This window comes from Mycetocola miduiensis (assembly GCF_900115155.1).
GTDB classification, from domain to species: Bacteria; Actinomycetota; Actinomycetes; order Actinomycetales; family Microbacteriaceae; genus Mycetocola_A; species Mycetocola_A miduiensis.
This window is the reverse complement of sequence record NZ_FOVM01000007.1, coordinates 133,439-154,489: the sequence shown is the minus strand read 5'-3', so window position 1 is coordinate 154,489 and position 21,051 is coordinate 133,439. Positions and strand designations below refer to the sequence as shown.

At 64.8% G+C, this 21,051-nt stretch carries 20 protein-coding genes and 2 tRNA genes; 15 read left to right on the top strand and 7 right to left on the bottom strand.

Annotated elements, in window-relative coordinates:
• Nucleotides 1-2 precede the first annotated feature (2 nt).
• The 4 genes from era to BM197_RS12440 all read left to right on the top strand — a co-directional run bounded on the left by era (nt 3) and on the right by BM197_RS12440 (nt 4,572).
• On the top strand, nt 3-950 hold the full coding sequence (gene era, locus BM197_RS12455) for a GTPase Era (RefSeq protein ID WP_177216834.1): 948 nt from the start codon (nt 3-5) through the stop codon (nt 948-950).
• Between the two features lie 279 nt (nt 951-1,229).
• Complete coding sequence (gene leuA / locus BM197_RS12450) at nt 1,230-2,990, top strand: 2-isopropylmalate synthase (RefSeq protein WP_090711980.1); 1,761 nt, start codon at nt 1,230-1,232, stop codon at nt 2,988-2,990.
• A gap of 44 nt (nt 2,991-3,034) precedes the next feature.
• On the top strand, nt 3,035-3,772 hold the full coding sequence (recO, locus tag BM197_RS12445) for a DNA repair protein RecO (RefSeq protein WP_090711978.1): 738 nt from the start codon (nt 3,035-3,037) through the stop codon (nt 3,770-3,772).
• Nucleotides 3,769-4,572, top strand: a complete 804-nt coding sequence (locus tag BM197_RS12440; RefSeq protein WP_090711976.1) for an isoprenyl transferase — start codon at nt 3,769-3,771, stop codon at nt 4,570-4,572. The genes recO and BM197_RS12440 overlap by 4 nt, the downstream gene beginning before the upstream one ends.
• A 43-nt stretch (nt 4,573-4,615) precedes the next feature.
• On the opposite strand, the gene BM197_RS12435 is transcribed toward BM197_RS12440, so the two are convergent.
• Nucleotides 4,616-5,395 (bottom strand): SDR family oxidoreductase, encoded by a 780-nt coding sequence (locus BM197_RS12435; protein WP_218151867.1) that lies wholly within the window; start codon nt 5,393-5,395, stop codon nt 4,616-4,618.
• A gap of 156 nt (nt 5,396-5,551) precedes the next feature.
• Between BM197_RS12435 and BM197_RS12430 the strand changes: the two genes are divergently transcribed.
• Complete coding sequence (locus BM197_RS12430) at nt 5,552-6,229, top strand: DsbA family oxidoreductase (protein WP_090711974.1); 678 nt, start codon at nt 5,552-5,554, stop codon at nt 6,227-6,229.
• Nucleotides 6,226-6,366: a hypothetical protein gene (locus BM197_RS16360; protein ID WP_177216833.1), complete on the top strand. Its 141-nt coding sequence runs from the start codon at nt 6,226-6,228 to the stop codon at nt 6,364-6,366. The genes BM197_RS12430 and BM197_RS16360 overlap by 4 nt, the downstream gene beginning before the upstream one ends.
• Here the strand turns inward: BM197_RS16360 and BM197_RS12425 are convergent.
• The gene (locus tag BM197_RS12425; RefSeq protein WP_090711972.1) at nt 6,350-6,835 is read right to left on the bottom strand and encodes an aminoacyl-tRNA deacylase; all 486 of its coding nucleotides are present in this window, start codon (nt 6,833-6,835) and stop codon (nt 6,350-6,352) included. The genes BM197_RS16360 and BM197_RS12425 overlap by 17 nt on opposite strands.
• A 33-nt stretch (nt 6,836-6,868) precedes the next feature.
• Here BM197_RS12425 and dusB point away from each other — a divergent pair, with 33 nt between their 5' ends.
• The 5 genes from dusB to BM197_RS12400 all read left to right on the top strand — a co-directional run bounded on the left by dusB (nt 6,869) and on the right by BM197_RS12400 (nt 12,210).
• Entirely contained in the window at nt 6,869-8,029 is a 1,161-nt protein-coding gene (dusB, locus tag BM197_RS12420) for a tRNA dihydrouridine synthase DusB (protein ID WP_090711970.1), read from the top strand.
• A complete protein-coding gene (locus tag BM197_RS12415; RefSeq protein WP_090711968.1) occupies nt 8,019-9,272 on the top strand; it encodes a deoxyguanosinetriphosphate triphosphohydrolase in 1,254 nt (417 codons plus the stop codon). The genes dusB and BM197_RS12415 overlap by 11 nt, the downstream gene beginning before the upstream one ends.
• A gap of 57 nt (nt 9,273-9,329) precedes the next feature.
• Nucleotides 9,330-11,186 (top strand): DNA primase, encoded by a 1,857-nt coding sequence (gene dnaG, locus BM197_RS12410; protein ID WP_090711966.1) that lies wholly within the window; start codon nt 9,330-9,332, stop codon nt 11,184-11,186.
• A 50-nt stretch (nt 11,187-11,236) separates the two neighbouring features.
• Complete coding sequence (locus tag BM197_RS12405) at nt 11,237-12,073, top strand: ATP-binding cassette domain-containing protein (RefSeq protein ID WP_090711965.1); 837 nt, start codon at nt 11,237-11,239, stop codon at nt 12,071-12,073.
• Nucleotides 12,074-12,137: 64 nt separating this feature from the next.
• Nucleotides 12,138-12,210, top strand: a tRNA-Asn gene (locus BM197_RS12400).
• An 85-nt stretch (nt 12,211-12,295) separates the two neighbouring features.
• On the opposite strand, the gene def is transcribed toward BM197_RS12400, so the two are convergent.
• Complete coding sequence (def, locus tag BM197_RS12395) at nt 12,296-12,862, bottom strand: peptide deformylase (RefSeq protein ID WP_090711963.1); 567 nt, start codon at nt 12,860-12,862, stop codon at nt 12,296-12,298.
• Between the two features lie 45 nt (nt 12,863-12,907).
• On the opposite strand from def, the gene BM197_RS12390 reads away from it, so the two are divergent.
• On the top strand, nt 12,908-13,831 hold the full coding sequence (locus BM197_RS12390; RefSeq protein ID WP_090711961.1) for a DMT family transporter: 924 nt from the start codon (nt 12,908-12,910) through the stop codon (nt 13,829-13,831).
• Between the two features lie 4 nt (nt 13,832-13,835).
• On the opposite strand, the gene BM197_RS12385 is transcribed toward BM197_RS12390, so the two are convergent.
• Together BM197_RS12385 and BM197_RS12380 are read right to left on the bottom strand one after the other, a co-directional pair.
• On the bottom strand, nt 13,836-15,077 hold the full coding sequence (locus tag BM197_RS12385) for an RNA polymerase sigma factor (RefSeq protein WP_245762526.1): 1,242 nt from the start codon (nt 15,075-15,077) through the stop codon (nt 13,836-13,838).
• Nucleotides 15,059-15,436 (bottom strand): YciI family protein, encoded by a 378-nt coding sequence (locus BM197_RS12380; RefSeq protein ID WP_090711959.1) that lies wholly within the window; start codon nt 15,434-15,436, stop codon nt 15,059-15,061. Before BM197_RS12380 ends, BM197_RS12385 begins: the two co-directional genes overlap by 19 nt.
• Nucleotides 15,437-15,701: 265 nt before the next feature.
• Here BM197_RS12380 and BM197_RS12375 point away from each other — a divergent pair, with 265 nt between their 5' ends.
• Both BM197_RS12375 and BM197_RS12370 read left to right on the top strand, forming a co-directional pair.
• Nucleotides 15,702-16,964 (top strand): glycosyltransferase, encoded by a 1,263-nt coding sequence (locus BM197_RS12375; RefSeq protein ID WP_425435724.1) that lies wholly within the window; start codon nt 15,702-15,704, stop codon nt 16,962-16,964.
• A gap of 9 nt (nt 16,965-16,973) precedes the next feature.
• Nucleotides 16,974-17,047, top strand: a tRNA-Ile gene (locus BM197_RS12370).
• A 358-nt stretch (nt 17,048-17,405) separates the two neighbouring features.
• Here the strand turns inward: BM197_RS12370 and BM197_RS12365 are convergent.
• Both BM197_RS12365 and BM197_RS12360 read right to left on the bottom strand, forming a co-directional pair.
• Complete coding sequence (locus BM197_RS12365) at nt 17,406-18,413, bottom strand: MmyB family transcriptional regulator (protein ID WP_177216831.1); 1,008 nt, start codon at nt 18,411-18,413, stop codon at nt 17,406-17,408.
• Between the two features lie 115 nt (nt 18,414-18,528).
• Nucleotides 18,529-19,215, bottom strand: coding sequence for a cob(I)yrinic acid a,c-diamide adenosyltransferase (locus BM197_RS12360; protein ID WP_090711957.1), 687 nt, complete (start codon nt 19,213-19,215; stop codon nt 18,529-18,531).
• 128 nt (nt 19,216-19,343) lie between these two features.
• Between BM197_RS12360 and BM197_RS12355 the strand changes: the two genes are divergently transcribed.
• The gene (locus BM197_RS12355) at nt 19,344-21,050 is read left to right on the top strand and encodes a BCCT family transporter (protein ID WP_090711955.1); all 1,707 of its coding nucleotides are present in this window, start codon (nt 19,344-19,346) and stop codon (nt 21,048-21,050) included.
• Nucleotide 21,051 lies beyond the last annotated feature (1 nt).

The following is a 21,051-nucleotide window of genomic DNA, read 5'->3' as shown; positions in this document are numbered from 1 at the left end:
TCATGACGCATGACGATCAGAACACCGACCACCCACAGCCGGAACCCGAAGTGTTGCCGGATGCCGGCTACCGCGCCGGTTTCGTCTCGTTCGTCGGGCGGCCCAACGTCGGCAAGTCGACCCTGACGAACGCGCTCGTCGGCCAGAAAGTGGCGATCACCAGCTCCAAACCGCAGACCACCCGTAAGGCGATCCGCGGCATCGTCCACGAGGACACCGGGCAGTTGATCATCGTGGACACTCCTGGAATCCACCGGCCGAGGACGCTCCTCGGCGAACGGCTCAACGACCTCGTCCAGTCGACCCTCAGCGATGTCGACGTGATCGGTTTGTGCGTGCCGGCCAACGAGAAGATCGGGCCCGGCGACAAGTTCATCAACGAGCAGCTCGATCACTATCCGCGCGCAAAGAAGGTCGCCATCGTCACGAAGATCGATGCGGCACCGAGGCCGACGACCGCCGAGCAGCTCTCAGAGGTGCAGAAACTGCGCGAGTGGGACCTGATCATCCCCGTGTCGGCGACCAGCAGCATCCAGCTCGACACCCTCGTCCGCGAGCTGATCGCGCTCATGCCAACCTCCGAACCGCTTTACCCGGCGGATGCCATCACCGACGAGGTCCTCGAGGACCGCATCGCGGAGTACATCCGTGAGGCGTCACTCGAGGGTGTGCACGACGAGTTGCCGCACTCGATCGCGGTCACTATCGATGACATGATCGAACGCGAGGACAAAGACATTCTCGACATCTTCGCGAACATCTTCGTGGAGCGTGACAGCCAGAAAGCCATCATCATCGGCAAGGGCGGATCCCGCCTGCGCGACGTGGGCCAGCAGGCGCGCATCCCGATCGAGAAGCTCGTCGGCAAGCAGGTATTCCTGTCCATCCGGGTCAAGGTGGCCAAGGACTGGCAGCGTGACCCCAAGCTGCTCGGCCGTCTCGGGTTCTAGGCGTCCAAACAAGGGATGATCTTTTGCGCGCCACGGGCGGGACGCATCTCGCCTGTCGCAGCCGTCGCAGTCGACTGATAAACCGCGCACTTCTTGCGTCGATCATCGTTTCGGCATACAAAGTGCACAGATTCGACACGGGGGCAGGCGAAACGGTGTTAGCCTGTTCCTGTGTTGTTCGGCACTCTGCTCCTTAGCTGCCGCGACGAGGCTTCCTTCTAAGCCCTCTCGTCGCGGGGTTTGTCGTTGGCTTTCCACACACGCGAGGAGAATAGAACAATGAGAAACAACCAGGTCGCTTCGGCCATGCCGATTCACAAGTACCGTCCGTACCACGAACAGATCACCGTCGACCTGCCGGACCGTACCTGGCCCACCAAACGCATCACGACCGCTCCACGGTGGTGCGCCGTCGACCTCCGCGACGGAAACCAGGCACTGGTCGACCCGATGAGCCCCGAACGCAAGCGGATCATGTTCGACCTGCTCGTGCGGATGGGGTACAAAGAGATCGAGGTCGGGTTCCCGAGCGCAAGCCAGACCGATTTCGACTTCGTGCGCAGCCTCATCGAAGAGAACGCCATCCCTGACGACGTCACCATCCAGGTGCTAACCCAGGCGCGGGATCACCTGATTCAGCGCACCTACGAGTCCATCGCCGGCGCGAAGCAGGCCATCGTGCACCTCTACAACTCGACAAGTGTGCTCCAGCGTGAGGTCGTGTTCCGGTCCGACAAGCAGGGGATCATTGACATCGCCCTGCACGGGGCGCGGGTCTGCCGCGAGATGGAAAAGCTCATTCCTGAGACGACCGTGTACTACGAGTACTCGCCCGAGAGCTACACCGGCACAGAACTCGAGTACGCCGTCGACGTGTGCAACCAGGTCCTCGAGGTCTTCGAACCGACCCCAGAGCGCAAGGTCATCATCAACCTCCCGTCGACCGTCGAGATGGCGACACCGAACGTCTACGCCGACTCGATCGAGTGGATGTCGCGTCACCTCAACCACCGCGAGAACGTCATCCTGTCGCTGCACCCGCACAACGACCGGGGTACAGGCGTCGCCGCCGCCGAACTCGGCTACATGGCCGGCGCCGACCGGATCGAAGGCTGCCTCTTCGGCAACGGTGAGCGCACAGGCAACGTCGACCTCGTCGCCCTTGGCATCAACCTGTTTACCCAGGGCATCGACCCGCAGATCGACTTCAGCGACGTCGACGAGATCAAGCGCACCGCCGAATACTGCACACAGATGAAGGTGCACGAGCGCAGCCCGTGGTCAGGCGAACTGGTGTTCACCGCCTTCAGCGGGTCCCACCAGGATGCCATCAAGAAGGGCTTCGAGGCGATGGCCGCGGATGCCGCTGCCCAGGGCCGAAACGTCAACGAACTCGTCTGGGCGGTCCCGTATCTGCCGGTGGACCCTAAGGACCTCGGCCGCACCTACGAGGCGGTGATTCGGGTGAACTCGCAGTCTGGCAAGGGCGGCGTCGCGTACCTGCTCAAGGCCGACCACGCCCTCGACCTGCCGCGTAAGCTGCAGATCGAGTTCTCCAGCGTCGTTCAGTCGAAGACGGACGAGCAGGGTGGCGAGCTCACCAGCGATGCAATCTGGACCACCTTCCAGGACGAGTACCTGCCCTCTGACAGCGAGAGCGAGAAGTGGGGCCGGTTCGAACTGCAGTCAACCCGGACGTCGAGCAACCTCGCCGGTGCCGTGGAACTGGTCGTCGACCTCCGGGACGGCGACGAAGTGACGGCGGCGACCTCGACCGGTAACGGTCCGATCGCGGCATTCCTCGGGGTGCTCCGCGAGCGGGGCATCGAAGTCACCCTCTACGACTACGTCGAGCACACCCTCGGTGCCAGCGGCGACGCCCAAGCCGCCGCCTACGTCGAACTGCAGGTCGGTGACCGCCGGCTCTGGGGCGTCGGAATCGACGGTGACATCTCGACGGCATCCCTCAAGGCCGTGGTTTCCGCCGTGAACCGGGCCATTCGGACGACAACGGGTGATCGCGCCCTCGCGGCGGTGTAGGCGAGCCGTCGGCGGGGGAGCGGCATCCTGCTGGATACTGGACTGTGCCCGTTTACCGTGATGAAGGTGTCGTGCTGCGCACCCACAAGCTGGGCGAAGCCGACAGGATCGTGACCCTGCTGACGCGGTCGCACGGCAAGGTCCGTGCGGTCGCGAAGGGTGTGCGGCGCACTGGCTCGAAGTTCGGTGCCCGGCTCGAGCCGTTCATGGTGGCAGACCTTCAGCTGTATGAAGGTCGATCCCTTGACGTGATCAACCAGGCGGAGACGCTGGCGTCGTACGGCGCTCTGATCGCCGCGGACTACTCCGCGTACACGGCAGCGACCGTGATGGTGGAGACCGCAGACAAGCTCACCGAGTCAGAAGGTTCGCTGCAGCAGTACCTCCTGCTGGTCGGTGCGTTGCGTGCACTGTCGCGTCATGACCACGACTCCTCGCTGACCCTCGACTCTTATCTGCTGCGTGCACTGTCGCTGGCTGGATGGGCGCCGAGTTTCTTCGATTGCGCCAGATGCCAGGCGCCGGGGCCGCACAGCCACATGGTGGTTCAGCTTGGCGGGGTCGTCTGTGACCAGTGCGCCCCGCCGGGGAGCCCCCGGCTGGATGCCCAGACGATCGGCCTGCTGTCGTCGCTGCTCACCGGGGACTGGGATCACGCCGACGCGTCCGACGAAGACACGCGGTCACGAGCGAGCGGGGTCGCGGCCGCGTACACCCAGTGGCACCTCGAGCGCGGACTCAAGTCGCTCGTCCATGTCTCCCGAGAGAAAGCCGACACGTGACCCCGAAACCCTTCACCCACCGGGATGCCGTCGAATATCGTCCGCTCGACTGGACGGGGATCTACCCGCCGCAGCTGCCTGCAGCCGGTGTTCCGGAACACGTGGCCATCGTCATGGACGGCAACGGCCGCTGGGCGAACCGGCAGGGTCTGCCACGGGTTGAGGGCCACCGGGCTGGCGAAGCGGCGCTGCTCGACGTCGTCGCCGGCGCCATCCAGGTCGGCGTGAAGCACCTCTCCGTCTACGCGTTCTCCACCGAAAACTGGCGACGCTCTCCGGATGAAGTCCGGTTCCTGATGGGGTTCAACCGTGATGTGCTCCACCGCAGGCGTGACCAGCTCAATGAGTGGGGTGTGCGCGTGAGGTGGGCCGGCCGCAAACCGCGGCTGTGGGCATCGGTCATCAAGGAACTGCAGTTCGCCGAGAAACTGACGGCCGACAACGACACCCTGACCCTCACGATGTGCGTGAACTACGGAGGAAGGACCGAGATCACGGATGCCGTGCGGCAGCTGGCTGAGCAGGTCGCGGCGGGGACGCTCAAACCGTCTGGGATCACCGAGAAGTCCATCCAGCGTGCGCTCTACGCTCCCGACCTGCCCGACGTCGACCTCTTCGTGCGGAGTTCGGGCGAGCAGCGGACGAGCAACTTCCTGCTCTGGCAGAGCGCCTACGCCGAGATGGTCTTCCTTGACACGTTGTGGCCGGACTTCACCCGCGAGGACCTTTGGGAGGCGATCGGGCTCTACATCGATCGCGACCGCCGGTTCGGCGGGGCGATCGACAAGCCCGGGACCTGAGTCGGTTCGTTGCTTCTCGACTGCCTGATCCGTCGGGTGGTCCTCAACTGACCTTGAAGCCGCCGTTGCTGTAGAGGATCTGCCCGTTGAGCCATCCGCCGCGCGGTGACAAGAGGAACCGAACCAGGTCAGCGGTGTCGTCGGGCGTGCCGAGCCGTCCGGCCGGGGTCGCCGCGATGCCCGCGGCGCGGATCTCGTCCGTCATCCAGCCTGTGTCGATCGGTCCCGGGTTCACGACATTCGCGCGCACCCCTCGATCGGCGAGTTCTACCGCGGCGGCGATGACGATCCGATCGAGTGCGCCCTTGCTGGCGCCGTAAGGCAGGTTGTGGACGGAGTGGTCGCTCGTGAGTGCGACCACCCGGCCGCCGACCTGCCCAGGCACGACGTTGCTCGGCAGCTGCTCGGCGAACGCCTTGATCAGCAGCCAGGTCGCTCGGGCGTTGACGGCGAAGTGCCGGTCCCAGCTGTCCAGATCTGTGGTCAGGATGGAGCTGTCGACCGATTCACAGTGAGAAATGACGAGCCCGCGAACCGGACCCATCTTCTGTGCGACCCGGATGATCGCCTCCGGGGTTTCGGGCTCGCTGAGGTCTGCTGAGATCAACTCCACCGCGACACCGAGCTCGCGGCATCCGTCGGCGACCACTCGTGGGTCGTCAGGTGTTCCCTCCAGGCCGAGTCGTTCGTCGTATGGGCGCCAGTGGTTGAGGGCGAGGTCCCAGCCGTCTTCGGCGAGCCCGAGCGCGAGGCCCGCACCGATCGAACGTCTGCGGCCCACTCCGGTGACGACGGCCACCCCGGGTTTCTCGCGCATGCTCATGGCGACGACACTACGACAGAACGCGTGGGCAGCACTTCATCCGTCGCAAACGTCGGTTATGCGGGCCGAAAACTGGCATCTGCGACGGATGAACGTCGCGGCACCCAGACATGCAGGCACGGGAATACTCGCGCAGCGGATCCAGTTGGGCCCAGTGTGAGTGAATCCATCAAAATCGACATCTGGTCAGACATCGCATGCCCCTGGTGCTACATCGGCAAGCGCAAATTCGAAGCCGGCGCCAAGGCGTTCGCCGAGAAGGTGGGCGACAGCGCCCCCGAGGTGATCGTCGAATACCACAGCTACGAACTTTCGCCCGAGACTCCCGTCGACTTCGACGGCAACGCGGCGGCGTTCCTCTCCCAGCACAAGGGCATCCCCGCGTCGCAGGCCGCGCAGATGATCGACCGCGTGACAGGCGTCGCCAGCGCCACCGGCCTGGAATATGACTACGACGCCCTCCAGCACACCAACACCGTAAAGGCGCACCAGCTGCTGCACTACGCCAAGGCCCACGGCAAGCAGGTCGAGGCCAAGGAACGTCTGCTCAAGGCCTACTTCACCGAGGGCAGGCATGTCGGCCGGGTCGAAGACCTCGCCGACCTCGCCTCGGAGATCGGGCTGGACCGCGACGACGTGGTCCGCGCGCTGAACGAAGACGAGTTCCTCGACGACGTCCGTGCCGACCAGGCCCTTGGTCTGGAATACGGCATCCAGGGCGTCCCGTTCTTCGTCATCGACGGCAAGTACGGCGTCTCCGGTGCCCAGGAAGCGGCCACATTTGCGCAGGTGCTCGACCAGGTCTGGACCGAACGCGCGGCGGTGACGTCATGAGCGACAGGTCCGCACGACCGGCACTGACCCTCCTCGGCGCGACGGATGCTGTCGCCTGCGAGGGCGACGCGTGCGCGATTCCGTCGCTCGCCGAGGTTACGGCGGCCGTCGAGAAAGCTTTTACTCGGGGTCGGTGATATCGGCAACGGTCGCTGCGAAAGCGTCGACGAGCGCGTCGACGTCAACGAACGCGCTGTGGCCGTGGTCACCGGCGCCAAGGGCGACCCGGTGCCCGCGCACCGATTCATCCACCCAGACCGGCCAGGCCGTTGTGCTTCCGAGCGGGGTGATGGTGCCGCGGCCGTACCCGGTCGCCTCAAAGGCGGCATCCGCTGAGGGCATCGACAGCTTGTTCACCCCGACGAGGGCACGCAGTTTCGGCCAGGAAATCTTGCGGCCGCCTGGCACGAGCGCGAACAGGAAGTCCCCGTCGTGCCGCTTCACAACGAGGGTCTTCACGATCTCGCGCGGTTCGATGCCGAGAAGCCCCGCGGCCTCTTCAAGGCTTGACGCTTTGGGTCGCGAAACCACCTCGACCTTGAGCCCGCGGGAAGCCGCATCGGCTCTCATCCGCTCGATGCCATCCCCGGATTCCTGTTCGGTCATGGTTTCGCCAGCTTTCTGGGAGAATTGAAGGACATGTCTGCGATTCCCACGATAAGCCACACCCCGGCACTGACCATCGGCTCCCTCGAGCTCGACGTGCCGGTGGTCCTTGCGCCCATGGCCGGGATCACCAACACCGCGTTCCGCCGACTCTGCCGCGAGTTCGGCGTCGGGCTCTATGTCAGCGAGATGATCACCTCTCGCGCTCTCGTCGAGCGCAACAAAGAGACCATGCGGCTGATCAACCACCACGAGTCCGAGACGACCCGCAGCATCCAGCTCTACGGCGTCGACCCGAAAACCGTGTCAGAAGCGGTTACCATCCTCGTGGCCGAGGATCGCGCCGACCACATCGACCTCAACTTCGGCTGCCCGGTGCCGAAAGTGACCCGTAAGGGCGGCGGTTCGGCGCTTCCGTGGAAGCAGGACCTGTTCCGCGACATCGTCGAAGGCGCAGTAAAAGCAGCGGGGGACATCCCGCTGACGGTGAAGATGCGCAAAGGCATCGACTCAGATCACCTCACCTACCTGGAGGCCGGCAAAGCAGCCGAAGGCGCCGGCGTCGCCAGCATCGCCCTGCACGCTCGGACCGCGTCCGAGTTCTACTCCGGACAGGCGGACTGGTCCGCCATCACGAAGCTCAAAGAGACGGTGAGTGGTGTTCCGATCCTCGGCAACGGCGACATCTGGTCAGGCGAAGACGCCCTGAGGATGATGGCCGAGACCGGCTGCGACGGTGTCGTCGTCGGGCGCGGCTGCCTGGGCCGGCCGTGGCTGTTCGGTGACCTCGCCGCCGCGTTCACCGGCAGTGACACTCGCTTCCGGCCCAGCCTCGGTCAGGTCGCGACAACCTTCCGTCGGCACGCTGAGCTTCTCGCCGAATTCTTCGAGAGCGAAGAACGCGGATGCCGCGACATCCGCAAGCATGTCGCCTGGTACTTCAAGGGATACCCCGTCGGCGGCGACCTCAGGGCTCGCCTCGCGACGGTCGAGTCATTGGACCAGCTCGATGAGCTTCTCGCCACGCTCGACTGGACGTTGCCGTACCCGGGAGCGGATGCCGAAGGCCAGCGAGGCCGGGCCGGGTCACCGAAGCGCACGGTGCTGCCCGACGGCTGGCTGAACTCCCGCACCATCGGCGTCACCGAACGCGGAACGCTGACCGAGACAGAGGCGGACACCAGTGGCGGGTAGCGGGGAGTACTCCGAACACGACAACGAACGTGCCATCCCGGAGACCCACTCGTCGCGCCGCTCACACTTTGCCCGTGACCGCGCACGCCTGCTGCACTCCAGCGCGCTGCGGCGACTCGCCGCGAAGACCCAGGTGCTGAGCCCGGCCGCCGGACTGGACTTCGCGCGCAACCGGCTCACCCACTCGCTCGAGGTCGCCCAGGTCGGGCGGGAACTTGCGACAAGCCTCGGTCTTGAACCGGATATCGTCGACACCGCCTGCCTCGCCCATGACCTCGGCCATCCGCCGTTCGGACACAACGGGGAGCGAGCGCTCAACGACTGGGCCGCGGATATCGGCGGTTTCGAAGGCAACGCGCAGACCCTCCGGATCCTGACCCGCCTCGAGCCGAAAGTGTTCGACGCTGACGGCCGGTCTTACGGACTCAACCTGACCCGTGCGAGCCTCGACGCGAGTTGCAAATACCCCTGGCCGGCCGCGCAGGCGGTCCACGATCCAGGCGGCCGCGCCAAGTTCGGGTTCTTCAACGAAGACACTGACGCGTTCGACTGGCTTCGGGTCGGTGCGCCAGAGCGCCAGCGCTGCATTGAAGCGGAGGTGATGGACCTCTCCGACGACATCGCGTACTCGGTGCACGATTTCGAGGATGCCATCGTCAACGAGTACATCGACCCGGCGTTCCTCAGCGCCCGCGCCGGCCACGACTCGCTCATCCTCGCGGTCCAGGCATGGGCGGGTGAAAGCTTCACCCTCGACGACATGGCCGCAGCCTTCGACCGCCTCGCGCGCTACGACGTCTGGATGACCAGCTGGGATGCTTCCCGCCGCGACCTCGCCAAACTAAAGAACTTCACCAGCCAGATGATCGGCCACTTCTCGCAGTCGGCGACACAGGCCACCCGTGAAGCGTACCCGCAGTCTAGCCTCATCCGGTTCGGTGCGAGCGTGATCGTCCCCCACGAGGTGCAGGCAGAGATCGCCGTGCTGAAAGGCGTCGTCGCTGCCTTCGTCATGGCGAGCGATGCCCGCCAGCCGATCTACCGGCAGCAGCGTGACATCCTGACCGACCTCGCCGAGGGTCTCCTGCAGGCCGGTCCGGACTCGCTCGATCGTGGCTTCGCCGACGACTGGGCGGATGCCGCCAACGACGCCGCCCGCAAACGCGTCGTCGTCGACCAGGTCGCGAGCCTCACCGACCAGTCCGCTCTGGCCTGGCACGAGCGTCTCGCGCTGAGCGCGTAGGCCCGACCGTCCCTGTGGGGAGGCCGCCCTCCAGTCGATCCTCGATAGGATAGGACGATGGCCGGCCGCATTCGCACAAGCGACATAGAAGAGGTCAAGTCCCGCACCAACATCGCCGACATCGTCGGTGATTTCGTCAGCCTCAAGTCTGCCGGCGTCGGTTCGCTCAAGGGTCTCTGCCCGTTCCATGACGAACGCAGCCCGAGCTTCCACGTCCGCCCGCAACTGGGTTTCTACCACTGCTTCGGCTGCGGTGAATCGGGTGACGTCATCTCCTTCCTTCAGAAAATGGACCACGTCACCTTTGCGGATGCTGTCGAGCGGCTCGCGGCGCGGGTCGGCTTCCAGCTCACCTACGAAGACGGCGACAGCGCCCCCGACCACAGCAACCGCGCACGGCTCCTCGCCGCGAACGCGGCCGCCGAAACCTACTTCCGGGAGCAGCTCGCCACGCCCGGGGCTGACCCTGGCCGGCGGTTCCTCGGCGAACGCGGCTTCGACCACATCGCCGCCGACAAGTTCGGCGTCGGCTTCGCGCCGAAAAGCTGGGATTCGCTCACCAAAGTGCTCCGTGGCAAAGGATTCAGCGTCGAGGAGATCAGCGCATCAGGCCTGGTCTCGCAGGGCGACCGCGGGATCTACGACCGGTTCCGCGGGCGCCTGATCTGGCCCATCCGCGATGTCACCGGGCAGACGGTCGGCTTCGGGGCGCGCAAACTGCTCGACGACGACAAAGGCCCGAAATACCTCAACACCCCTGAAACAGCGGTGTACCACAAGGCGCAGGTCCTCTACGGGCTGGACCTCGCGAAACGGGATGTCTCCCGCAGCGGCCGCGTCGTTGTCGTCGAGGGTTACACCGACGTGATGGCCTGCCACCTGGCCGGGGTCACGACCGCGGTCGCCACTTGCGGCACCTCTTTCGGTGTCGACCACATCAAGACCCTTCGCCGGGTGATGGGTGACGACAGCGGCAAGGGTGAGGTCATCTTCACCTTCGACCCGGATGCCGCAGGGCAGAAGGCCGCGATGCGCGCGTTCGCCGAGGAGCAGCGGTTCTCCGCCCAGACCTACGTAGCGGTGGCCCCAGACGGCCTCGACCCGTGCGATTTGCGGCTCAACCGCGGGGACGACGCGGTCCGCCGGCTTATCGACGCCAAAGAGCCGATGTTCGAGTTCGTCATCCGGCAGACCCTCGCCTCGTACGACCTCGAAACCGTCGAAGGCCGGGTCGGCGCCCTGAGCGAGTCCGCCCCGATCGTCGCCGACATCCGCGACCCCTCCCTTCGCCCCGGCTACACGCGGGTTCTTGCCCGGCACCTCGGTGTCGACCTCGCCGAGGTGCAGGCGGCGATCAGCCGCGCGGGGAGGGGCGGAAACCGTGCCCCCGTCTCCCGCAACCAGGCCGCGACGCCTCAGGCGGAGGCGCCCGCCGAGCGGCCTGCGTCGCTCCGGGATCTCCCGGGAGACCCGGCCACGAGGCTGGAACGCGACGCCCTGATGGCGATCCTGCAGCATCCTGAGCTAGCCGGGCACGACCTCGTGCAGCGGGCCGTACTCACCGGCTTCGTGAACCCGACCCTCGCTGTTGTCCGTGACGCTATCGCGGCCACCCTTGACAGTTTCGGCACCGCCGCCTGGTTCGATCGGGTGATCGAGACCGTACCGACCCCGATGACCGGCCTCGTGCAACAGCTCGCCGTCGCGCCGATTCCGGAGCGCTCCGAAGCTGACCTGACTTCGTACGTGCGTGAGATCACCGTGGCGTTGATCGACCGCGATCTGCTGCGCCAGTCGCACGACATGCTCGGACGACTGCAGCGAACCGACCCCAAAGACCGCGAAAGTTACCGGGCGATCCAGGCTGCGCTCATGGCGCTCGAAGGGGAACGGCGCAGGCTCCGGGAACGCTGACCGGCGCGTTGGGGGGTGGCGGCGTGCCCCCTTTAGGGCAGGATGGTGCCATGACTGCATCGGGAGCCGAGACGACAGCTGTGCGGGTCGACGACCTCGCCGTCGAGTACCCAGGGCGGCGCCTGAGCGCGCCGCATCGAGCTCTTCACGGGGTCGACGTCGTTGTGGGCGACGATGAGGTTGTCGGCATCGTCGGGGAGTCCGGCTCAGGCAAGTCCACCCTCGCCCGGGTTATCGCGGGCGACCTGGTCGCCCCGAAGGGTGCGGATCCGGCGCCGGTGATCGTCGGCGGCGACGCGACGGTTCTCGGTCACCGTTTGCGCGGCATCCGGCGCCGGGAATTGACCAGCCTCACCTTCAACGTGGCTTACCTGCCCCAGGATGCCGCCTCGCGGCTCGCCCCTGAGCTGACGGTGGCCGAGGTCATCGCCCAGCCGATTCTGGAGCGGGACCGTCTCTACAACCGCAAGGCACTTGGTTTGCGCGTCGCGACAATGCTCGACGCCGTCGAATTGCCGCTCGCGGTCTTCGAGAAGTACCCGTTCGAGCTCTCGAGCGGCCAACGGCAACGGGTGGCTGTCGCGCGGTCGCTCGTGCTCGGTCCGAAACTGTGGGTGGCTGACGAACCCACCGCTGGGATCGACGTGACGGTGCGCGGTGCGATAAGTCACCTGATCGCAAGGCTTCACGAGGAGGGTAGCTTCGCGGCGGTCCTCATCAGCCATGATCTTTCGCTGCTACGGCGATCCACCTCCCGGGTCGCGGCGCTTCACGACGGCCGGATCGTGGGCCTGGGGCCCATCGACGACCTGCTCGCTCACCCGGAGCATCCGTTCCTCGCGGGCTTGTCCCACGCGAACTCGACCGTGTCGTCGGATGCCGGCTGACGGTGAGCGGCCTGCCGATTTGGTGTCTGCGATTGTTTTGGTAAAGTAAATGCGCAACACATAATCCTCGATAGCTCAATTGGCAGAGCAATCGGCTGTTAACCGGTAGGTTCTTGGTTCGAGTCCAAGTCGAGGAGCTGAGAAGACCACAAGGGCTCCACCCCTGTGGTCTTTTCTTTTGCCCGGACAACGCCGGGCGTCGGCGCTTTGTGCCAGCCGGACTCAGTCGTCGAGGTTGTCAACGCCGGGCATCCAGCTGATGCCTGGTGCGCCCCACCCCATTTTGCGGGTGATTTTTGCGACGAGCTTCCGTTCATGCCGGCGCAGCCGATCGACGTACAGGTAGCCGTCGAGGTGGTCATATTCGTGCTGAAGAATACGAGCGCGCCAGCCGTCGACGCGGATCTCGACCGGCTGCTGCTCCAGGTCCACGCCTGTAACGATCGCTTCGTCGGCGCGACGCAGCGGGAACCGCTCGCCGGGGAACGACAGGCAGCCCTCCGACTCCAGCTCCTCGTCCGGGTCGCCTGCGGGCGGGGGACTGATCCAGAGTTCAGGGTTGATCACCACTCCGCGCCACCGACCGTGCTCGTCGGTGTCGTAGCCGTAGACGAAGAGGCGGAGCGGCACGCCGACCTGCGGCGCGGCGAGCCCCACACCCGGCGCAGCGTCCATGGTCTCGAACATGTCTGCAACGAGTTGCCGAAGCGTGTCGTCGAATTCGGTCACAGGTTCGGCGGGGGAGTGCAGCACCGGGTCACCCGTGATGCGAATGGGGAGAATGGCCATTCGTTGAGCCTAACCAAGACAGGCCCGTTGTAGGCTCGCAAGGTGATGTTTGCGAGCAACGACTTCAACGACCTGACGGCGGAGTTCGTTCGCAATCCCAGTCAACTCATCGGCATCCCGCTCGCGATTGTGGGTGCCGTTTTTCTGTCGCTCGGGGCTCAGTTCCAGCACCGAGGGGTCCAGAAGGTCGAAGCGAGCAGCGGCGTCGATGCGCGCAGCGGACTGAACGTGGGGCAGCTGAAGCAGCTGCTGGCGCGCCCATCCTGGGTACTCGGAACACTCATGCTCGGGTTCGCCATTGCGTTTCAGTTGACGGCGCTGGTCTGGTCGCCGCTGATCATCGTGCAGCCGCTTGGCGCCATCGCGCTCGTCATCACCGCGGTGCTGAACGCTCGCATCAACAAGGTGAAGCTCAACCACGCCTCGGTGATCGCCATCGCAGCCTGTGTCGGCGGTGTCGGCCTGTTCGTCACCATTGCGGCGCTTGTTGCGGGGGAGAAGGCTGTCACCGATCAGGATCTGTACACGATCCTCATCATGCTGGCCGCGGTGCTCGTCCTCTTTGGACTCGGTTTCGTATTCTTCCGTAGACGGTCAAAGGCGCTGTTTTTCATACTCGCGGCCGGAATCATCTACGGATTCGTGGCGACGCTCGCCAAAGTGGTCATCAACAGGATCATGAACGAGAACTTCGACTGGCTCACGATGCTGTGCGTTGTTGCGCTTCTCGCTGCGACGGGAATCGGGGCCTACTTCGTCCAGACTGCCTATTCCTCCGGTCCCCCCGACCTGGTCATCGCCGGACTGACTGTCGTCGACCCGATGGTCGCCGTGGCGATCGGCATCGTCGTCCTCGACGAGGCCAGCGGCGCTCCGCTCTGGGCAATAATCGGTTTCGCCGTCGCCGGTGCGTTCGCCGTGTGGGGCGTCTTCCAGCTGGCGCGCCACCATCCGCAGGTGCAGCCCTAGGGTTTCAGCCCCGCCGCGCCTTGTCGGCTCGATCGCGGAGCCAGTCACGCGTCCGCCCGTCAGCGGTCAGGGAGATCGCCTTGTCGTAAGCAGCCGCTGCCTCGGCAGGCCGCCCGGCCGCGGCGAGAAGGTGCGCTCGCGTTGCCCATGCCGGCTGGAACCGATTCACGCCAGCTGCGGAAATCCCGTCGAGGAAATCGAGCCCTGCATCGGGGCCGTCCAACTCGGCGAGCACAGCCGCCAGGGAGACTTCAGCGCCGAGCGTCGGTGCCACGCGAAGCAGTGCCTCGTGAAATAACCGAAGCGTTGCCCAGTCCGTCGTTCCGGTTCGCGCCCGGGCGCAGTGCACCGACTGGATCGCAGCTTCCAACTGGAACCGGCCGATTCTCCCCAGCGCATGCGCCCGCCGGAGGTACTGCTCGCCGCGCTCAATCTGCGCAGCATCCCACAGCGCGGTTTCTTGCTGATCGAGGGGTATCAGGCTCCCGTCGGCCCGGGTCCGAGCAGCGGAACGAGAAAGCGATAGGGAGAGCAGTCCGGCGAGGCCGAGGGTTTCGGGTTCGTCCGGAAGGAGCTCAGCAACGGTCTCGGCCAGGTACAGGGCTTCTCCCGACAGCGACTCGCGAATCGTGACGCCTGCGATCAGCTGCCAGTCGATGGCGTACGCGCCGTAGACCGCTTCGAGAACCGCGTCGAGCCGCGCGGGCATCTCGGACCGGTCCGGCACTCGGAACGGGATGCGAGCATCCCTGATTCGCCGCTTCGCGCGGACCAGTCGCTGGGCCATGGCCGGTCCGGGGATCGCGAACGCCGCAGCGATGCGGTCGGCGTCGAGCCCGAGCACCGTCTGCAGCATGAGCGGTGTACGGATTGCCTGGTCGATCGCTGGGTGGGCGCAGGCGAACAGCAGTGCAAGCCTTTTGTCGGGGATGGCGTCGATATCGACCTCGTCGGTATCGCTGTTCCCGATGTCGAGGTTGTCCAGCGGAACTGAGGTGCGGTGGGCCGCTGAACGGAACCGGTCCCGCAGGCGGTTGCGGGCCACCGAGTAGACCCAGCCAGCCGGGTTCGCCGGGACACCCGCGTCCGGCCAGGTGGCCAGCGCCTGCAGCAGCGCGTCGGAGAGTGCATCTTCTGCCGATGGAATGTCCCCGTTGGCCGCTGCGAGGAGCGCGAGCAGTCGCCCGTAGTAGTTCCGGGCGACGTGCTCAGCTGCAGCTGTGGCCGTCAGCTCGTGCTCTGCCACTGCCCGTCCGCGAAGAAGAGTGCTGAGGGGCGAATCTCGATCACGCCGTACTGTGCTGCCGGGCATTTCTCGGCCCACGCCAGCGCCGCATCGAGGTCGGGAACGTCGAGGACGAAGACACCGTTGAGCTTCTCTTTCGTGTCGGCGAACGGCCCGTCCTGAATCTGTAGGCTGCCGTTTCGCAACGTCAGGGTGGTGGACGAAGCGACCGGCTGGAGGATGTCCACCGACAGGAGCACGCCTGCCTCTTCGAGCGACTTGGCATACGCATCGAACGCGGCGCGCGCCGGCTCCATGTCTTCCTCGGTGATCCCGACATCGGTTGGTTCGGGGTTGTTCAACAGAAGTGCGTAGCGCATGGGAGTTCCTTTCTCCTGGGTGGTCAGGGTAGTGGCCCGGATATCGGACCGCTACTAGGAGAACGATCGACGACGGCCCGGATCGACCTCCGAGCCGCTTATTCCCCGAAAACGAGGCGTCCTTGCGATTCGCGGCACGCGCGCCGGTGTCCTGCGCGACGGGCTGGCCGCCGGTTAGAATGAACCGACCGATCCCGGGAGGCCATCAGCCAGGGGATGTGGCCGGATGCTCGTGCACCGGCCGATGACGGAGGAAAAGCCCACCTTGCCCGACGCACTGAATCCGACCGGCACCCGTCCGACAATCACCCCACCAGACGGCAAACGACCGATGCGCATCATCATTGGGGCCGACACCTTCGCGCCCGATGTGAACGGTGCTGCCCGCTTCGCCGAGCGTCTGGCAGCGGGGATGGTCGCGCGTGGACACGAAGTGCACGTCGTCGCTCCGGCGGCGTCGAGCAGGCGCGGCACCTGGACGGAGACGCACGAGGGCCAGCAGATGACCGTGCACCGGCTAAAGAGCTGGCGGTGGTACCCGCACGACTGGCTTCGTTTTGCTCTGCCCTGGGCCGTCAACCGCAACGCGGCACGCATCATCGACGCGGTGAAGCCCGATGTGATCCACTCGCAGTCTTATGTCATCGTCGGGCGCGGCCTATCGAACGCGGCCAGCAAGCGTGGCATCCGGATCGTCGCGACCAATCACCTCATGCCCGAGAACGCGCTGGAGTTCTCGCTCCTGCCCGAACGGTACCGCGAGGCACTCGTGCGCTGGGCGTGGAAGCTCGCCCGCGGAAACCTCAACCTGGCCGAAGCCGTCACCACGCCGACGCGCCGTGCGGCCGACTTCCTTGAGAAGTACACCGGCCTGAGTGGTGTCCACGCCATTTCCTGTGGCATCGACGCGCACATGTACACGCCGAACTTCGAGCCGCGCACCGAGAACCGCATCTTGTTCGTCGGCCGGGTCACCGGTGAGAAGCAGATCGATGTGCTCATCAAGGCGTTCGCCACACTCGATCCTTCGCTTGATGCGAAGCTCGAGATCGTCGGTGGGGGCGACCAGAAGCGCAACCTAGAGAACCTTGCCGCGCAGCTGGGGCTTGGCGACCGGGTGACCTTCACCGGGTATGTCAGCGACGAGGAACTCCGATCCACCTACACTCGCGCCACAGTGCTCGCGATGCCGTCGATTGCTGAGCTTCAGAGCATCGTGACGATGGAGGCGATGGCATCCGCCCTCCCCGTGGTCGCCGCGAACGCGATGGCCCTCCCGCACCTGGTGCACGATGACGAGAATGGTTACCTCTTCGAGCCGGGAAACGTCGCTGAACTCGCAGCCCGGTTGACGGATGTTCTCACCGCGTCACCGGAGAAGATTCTTGCGATGAAACGCGAGTCGCTTCGGATGATCAAGGCGCACGACATCCAGCGGACGCTGTCGACGTTCGAGAGCCTGTATCGTGGAGAATCGGTGACAGACCCCGTAACGGAGTCGATTCCCATCCAGGTGTCTGACCAATAGACACCGTTCGGGGCGGTAGCTCAGCTGGTTAGAGCAGCGGACTCATAATCCGTCGGTCACGGGTTCAAGTCCCGTCCGCCCTACTTAAAATTGCTCTCTGATCGGGTCTTTGTATCTAGCTGATTGCTACGAGACTTGAGTCGTGGATTACGGGTTCAAGTCTCGAGAAGTATGCAGAAACCGGCGCTGAACAGGACCTACTGTATGGCGGATGAGCTGGACGCCCCGATGCGTTGAACGTTTATTTACCGCTTATCCACGATAAATCGAGAGTCGAGTGTTCATACTCGTCAGCTAGTCCATGGTGAAGTCTCTATCCTTCGTTCTCGGAAAGTCCTTGTCGGGTGCTCATGCGCGCCGATTCGAGTCTTAACGTCGTAGTCTGCCGCTCGGGCATCGCCGTAGGGTTCAGGGCTCGGCTGCATGTCCTCCGCGGCCCGCTCAGGGAATGAGGCGGTCTGCTCGATAGCGATCGAAGAGCTCGGCGAACGCCTGGTCCGTCCGACGGAAGCTGAGGAACCCCGCGGCGCGGCTCTTGCCCATATCCGTTACGACTTCCATCTCCCGTCCCAGATCAGCATCTGTGTGCCACCACGAGGCGAGCCGGGATATATCACTCTCGACAAGGCCATACTCGGTTGCGATCGCCGGCCAGTGATGAACGTGCTCTGCCATTTGTACCTCCAGCGGCCGCGCTCGCTTCTCAAACCCGATGACCTGTTCTGCAGGCACGCCGAGGAGGTCGGCGAGCCGTGGCCACATCCAACGCCAGCGAAAGACGTCTCCGTTGACAATGTTGAACGCCTCGTTTCGCCCAGCGGTCTCGGTCGCAGCCCAGACCATCTGCTCAGCGAGGACCCCCGCATCGGTCATGTCAGTGAGACCGTTCCATTGAGCCGCGCTGCCGGGGAAGGCGAATGGCAGATCGAGGTGTTTCGCTAAAGTCGCCTGGACGGCGATGGTCAAACCCATGTTCATCGCATTGCCGACGGCGTGGCCGATGACGGTGTGCGATCGATGCACCGACCAGGTGAACCCCTGGAGTGCGGCCGCAGCGAAGAGTTCATCCTCCTGCGCGTAGTAGAAGTTCGGGGTGTCGAGCCTGGCGGCTTCCTCCCGGAAGGGAGTATCAGGCATTTCTCCCGCGGCGTACGCCTCGAAAGGGCCGAGGTAGTGCTTGAGCCCGGTGACAAGTGCTAGTTTCAACGCATCGGCTGCCGGTGTTCCGGGTTCGGCGGGGTACGCAAAGAGAGTCAGGCTCTGATCTCCAGGAAGATGCATGGCCTGGAACGTGAGCTCGAACTCACCGACCGCTGGATGGTGAAATGCTCTCACGCCGGTTCGGTGGAAGCCCACCTTCTGCTCCGCCCACATCTTGCGGGACTTCTCGCTCTTGGTCGAGAGCTTCAGCACCCGCAAGCTAGGTGTGGACTCGCTCGACCTGCTCATTCTGCACCAGCCCGCCCCGTGGCACGGAACCACGAGAGCACAATCATTCTTGATCTGGAAGACAGCGTCGTCCGCAGCTCACGGGCGTTCTCAAGCCCTCGCTCAACTCGCTTTTTCAGGGCTCGAAATCGTGGCGCGACTGTGTCGCGCTATCGTCATCCCCGTTCACTGTCCGCGCCCGCGACAAGTCACCGCCGTCGTCTTCCGAAGCCATGGCCGTCGCCGTCGCCTCGGGCACCCACTGCTCGTCGCCGTGCTCGGTATTCGCACCCCGGGCCAACACGAACAACAGCGATGACAACCGGTTCAGATAACGCGCACACAACGGGTTGACCGACTCCGGGTGCGTTTCCACCGCGGCCCAGACTGTGCGCTCGGCGCGACGCACGACGGCACGTGCCTGATAGAGCAGCGCTGCCGCGACCGTGCCGCCGGGCAGGACGAATCCGCTGAGATCGGTGGCTTCCTGCGCAAAATGATCGACCGCGCGTTCGAGGCGAGTGAGGTGCGATTCGCGGATGCGTGCGGTAGCTGGCTCGGGATCGTCCAGCGGAACCGCCAGGTCGGCGACCATATCGAACAGGTCGTTCTGTACGCTTGCGAGAGTGGACGTGATTCCGATCGGCAGGCCACTCACCGCCATCACTACGCTCACCGCAGCGTTAGCCTCGTCACAGTCTTCGTAGGCGGCAACACGCACGTCGGTCTTTGCAACGTCGCCGTGCCGGCCGAAGGTGGTGCGCCCAGAGTCGCCGGCGTACAACGCCTGTTCAGGCGATCCGAAGTTGTCGAGTGCAGCCATAGCGGCAACTATAGTAATCTCCCCCGCGTCCGCGTAGTTTTATGGGCAGCCGAGCGCAGATTCTTCGCACGTAGGCCTCTTTCTGCACGGAGGGTCGATCGGCAGGTGTTCGGTCAGCGAGGAGGGACATGTCTAAGGGCCTATCCGACGACGACATCGAGTCTTCAATCGGGGACGCAGTGAACGATCGCGCCCGGACGGGATGGGCCACGGTCGACAAGACGGTCTTCGGCGTGTCCGCCGGCATCATCGTGGTGGTCTGCCTACTCGGAGTGTTGTTCACCGAAGCAGTGGGTGACGCCGCGGCATCCGCTCTCGGGTGGGTCACCGGCAACGCCGGCTGGCTGTTCATCCTCGGCGCATCGGGCTTCGTCATCTTCTCCTTGGTACTGGCGTTCGGCAGGTATGGCAGCATCCCGCTCTCGCGCGAAGGGCAGGGCACCGAGTTTTCGACGCTCTCGTGGGTCGCGATGATGTTCAGTGCGGGCATGGGGATCGGGCTGATGTTCTTCGGCGTGTACGAGCCGGTCACTCATCTAGCTTCGCCCCCGCCATTCGTCGACGCGGCGCCGAACAGTGCGGATGCCGCCAACGCGGCCATGGCGTACACCTTCTTCCACTGGGGGCTCCATCCGTGGGCGATCTACTCGGTGGTCGGTCTGGCCTTGGCCTACTCGACATACCGGATGGGCCGCGGCAATCTGATGAGCTCCCCGTTCCAGGCCATTTTCGGCAAGGAGCGAATCGAGACCAAAGGGTGGGGCAAGCCGATCGACATCCTGGCGATCATCTGCACCAAGTTCGGGTCGGCGACGTCGCTCGGGCTAGGGGCGCTGCAGATCGCAGCCGGCATCTCACTGCTGAGCACAGGGGAGTTCGCTGACAACCCGGGAACGGCTATGCCAATCATCATCATCTGTGTGCTAACCGTCGGCGTCGTATTCTCCGCTGCGAGTGGGATCGCGAAGGGGATCAGATGGCTGAGCAACACAAATATGGTGCTGTCCGCCGTGCTCCTGGCGTTCGTCTTCGTGGTCGGCCCGACGGTGTTCATCCTGAACCTGCTGCCGTCATCGCTCGGGGCGTACCTGACCGACCTCGTTCCAATGAGTTTCCACTCGGCAGTGTTCGGCGGCGGCGACTGGCTGGCGAGCTGGACGATCTTCTACTGGGCTTGGTGGATCTCCTGGACCCCGTTTGTCGGCACGTTCATCGCCCGGATCTCCCGCGGCCGCACCATTCGCGAGTTCATTCTCGGCGTGCTATTGGTGCCGACGGCGGTCAGCATCATCTGGTTCGTGGTCTTCGGTGGGGCGGGCCTGAATCTGCAGCTGAACGGTGTGGACATCGCCAGCACAGGCAGCGAGGCGGCAGCGTTTTTCGCGGCGTTGCAGCAGTACCCGTTCTTTATCGGGTCTGCGTTGCTGGTGATGGTGCTAACTGCGGTGTTCTTCGTCAGTGGAGCGGATGCCGGTGCTCTCGTTCTCGGGACGCTCTCGAGTCGCGGCCGCAAAGAGCCCTGGAAACCCCTGGTGATCTTCTGGGCAGTCCTTACCGGCGCCGTCGCGGCGGTTCTGCTGTTTGTGGGTGGGCTGGGCGCATTGCAGACATTCACGATTCTGGCGGCGAGCCCGTTCGTTCTGATCATCATCGGCCTGTGCGTGTCGCTCTACGTCGACCTGCGCCGCGACCCGCTGCGTCGGCGCACGGTCGGGCCTGTCCGCACCTCCTCGGAGGTTCTCGGCGCTGTCCCGTTCACAAACCCGACCGTCGAGGGCACCGGCGGACACACGCAATTGGATGCCTCGGCTCCGCGTGACTCAGAAGACACGTAGA

Bases quoted from the DNA above. Each gene is read 5' to 3' on its own strand.
- BM197_RS16360 (WP_177216833.1), top strand. From the start codon at position 6,226: ATGAGCGACAGGTCCGCACGACCGGCACTGACCCTCCTCGGCGCGACG.
- BM197_RS12390 (WP_090711961.1), top strand. From the start codon at position 12,908: ATGTTTGCGAGCAACGACTTCAACGACCTGACGGCGGAGTTCGTTCGC.
- dusB (WP_090711970.1), top strand. From the start codon at position 6,869: ATGTCTGCGATTCCCACGATAAGCCACACCCCGGCACTGACCATCGGC.
- era (WP_177216834.1), top strand. From the start codon at position 3: ATGACGCATGACGATCAGAACACCGACCACCCACAGCCGGAACCCGAA.
- BM197_RS12355 (WP_090711955.1), top strand. From the start codon at position 19,344: ATGTCTAAGGGCCTATCCGACGACGACATCGAGTCTTCAATCGGGGAC.
- BM197_RS12425 (WP_090711972.1), bottom strand. From the start codon at position 6,835: ATGACCGAACAGGAATCCGGGGATGGCATCGAGCGGATGAGAGCCGAT.
- BM197_RS12360 (WP_090711957.1), bottom strand. From the start codon at position 19,215: ATGGCTGCACTCGACAACTTCGGATCGCCTGAACAGGCGTTGTACGCC.
- BM197_RS12405 (WP_090711965.1), top strand. From the start codon at position 11,237: ATGACTGCATCGGGAGCCGAGACGACAGCTGTGCGGGTCGACGACCTC.
- BM197_RS12365 (WP_177216831.1), bottom strand. From the start codon at position 18,413: ATGAGCAGGTCGAGCGAGTCCACACCTAGCTTGCGGGTGCTGAAGCTC.
- BM197_RS12435 (WP_218151867.1), bottom strand. From the start codon at position 5,395: ATGAGCATGCGCGAGAAACCCGGGGTGGCCGTCGTCACCGGAGTGGGC.
- def (WP_090711963.1), bottom strand. From the start codon at position 12,862: ATGGCCATTCTCCCCATTCGCATCACGGGTGACCCGGTGCTGCACTCC.
- dnaG (WP_090711966.1), top strand. From the start codon at position 9,330: ATGGCCGGCCGCATTCGCACAAGCGACATAGAAGAGGTCAAGTCCCGC.
- BM197_RS12380 (WP_090711959.1), bottom strand. From the start codon at position 15,436: ATGCGCTACGCACTTCTGTTGAACAACCCCGAACCAACCGATGTCGGG.
- leuA (WP_090711980.1), top strand. From the start codon at position 1,230: ATGAGAAACAACCAGGTCGCTTCGGCCATGCCGATTCACAAGTACCGT.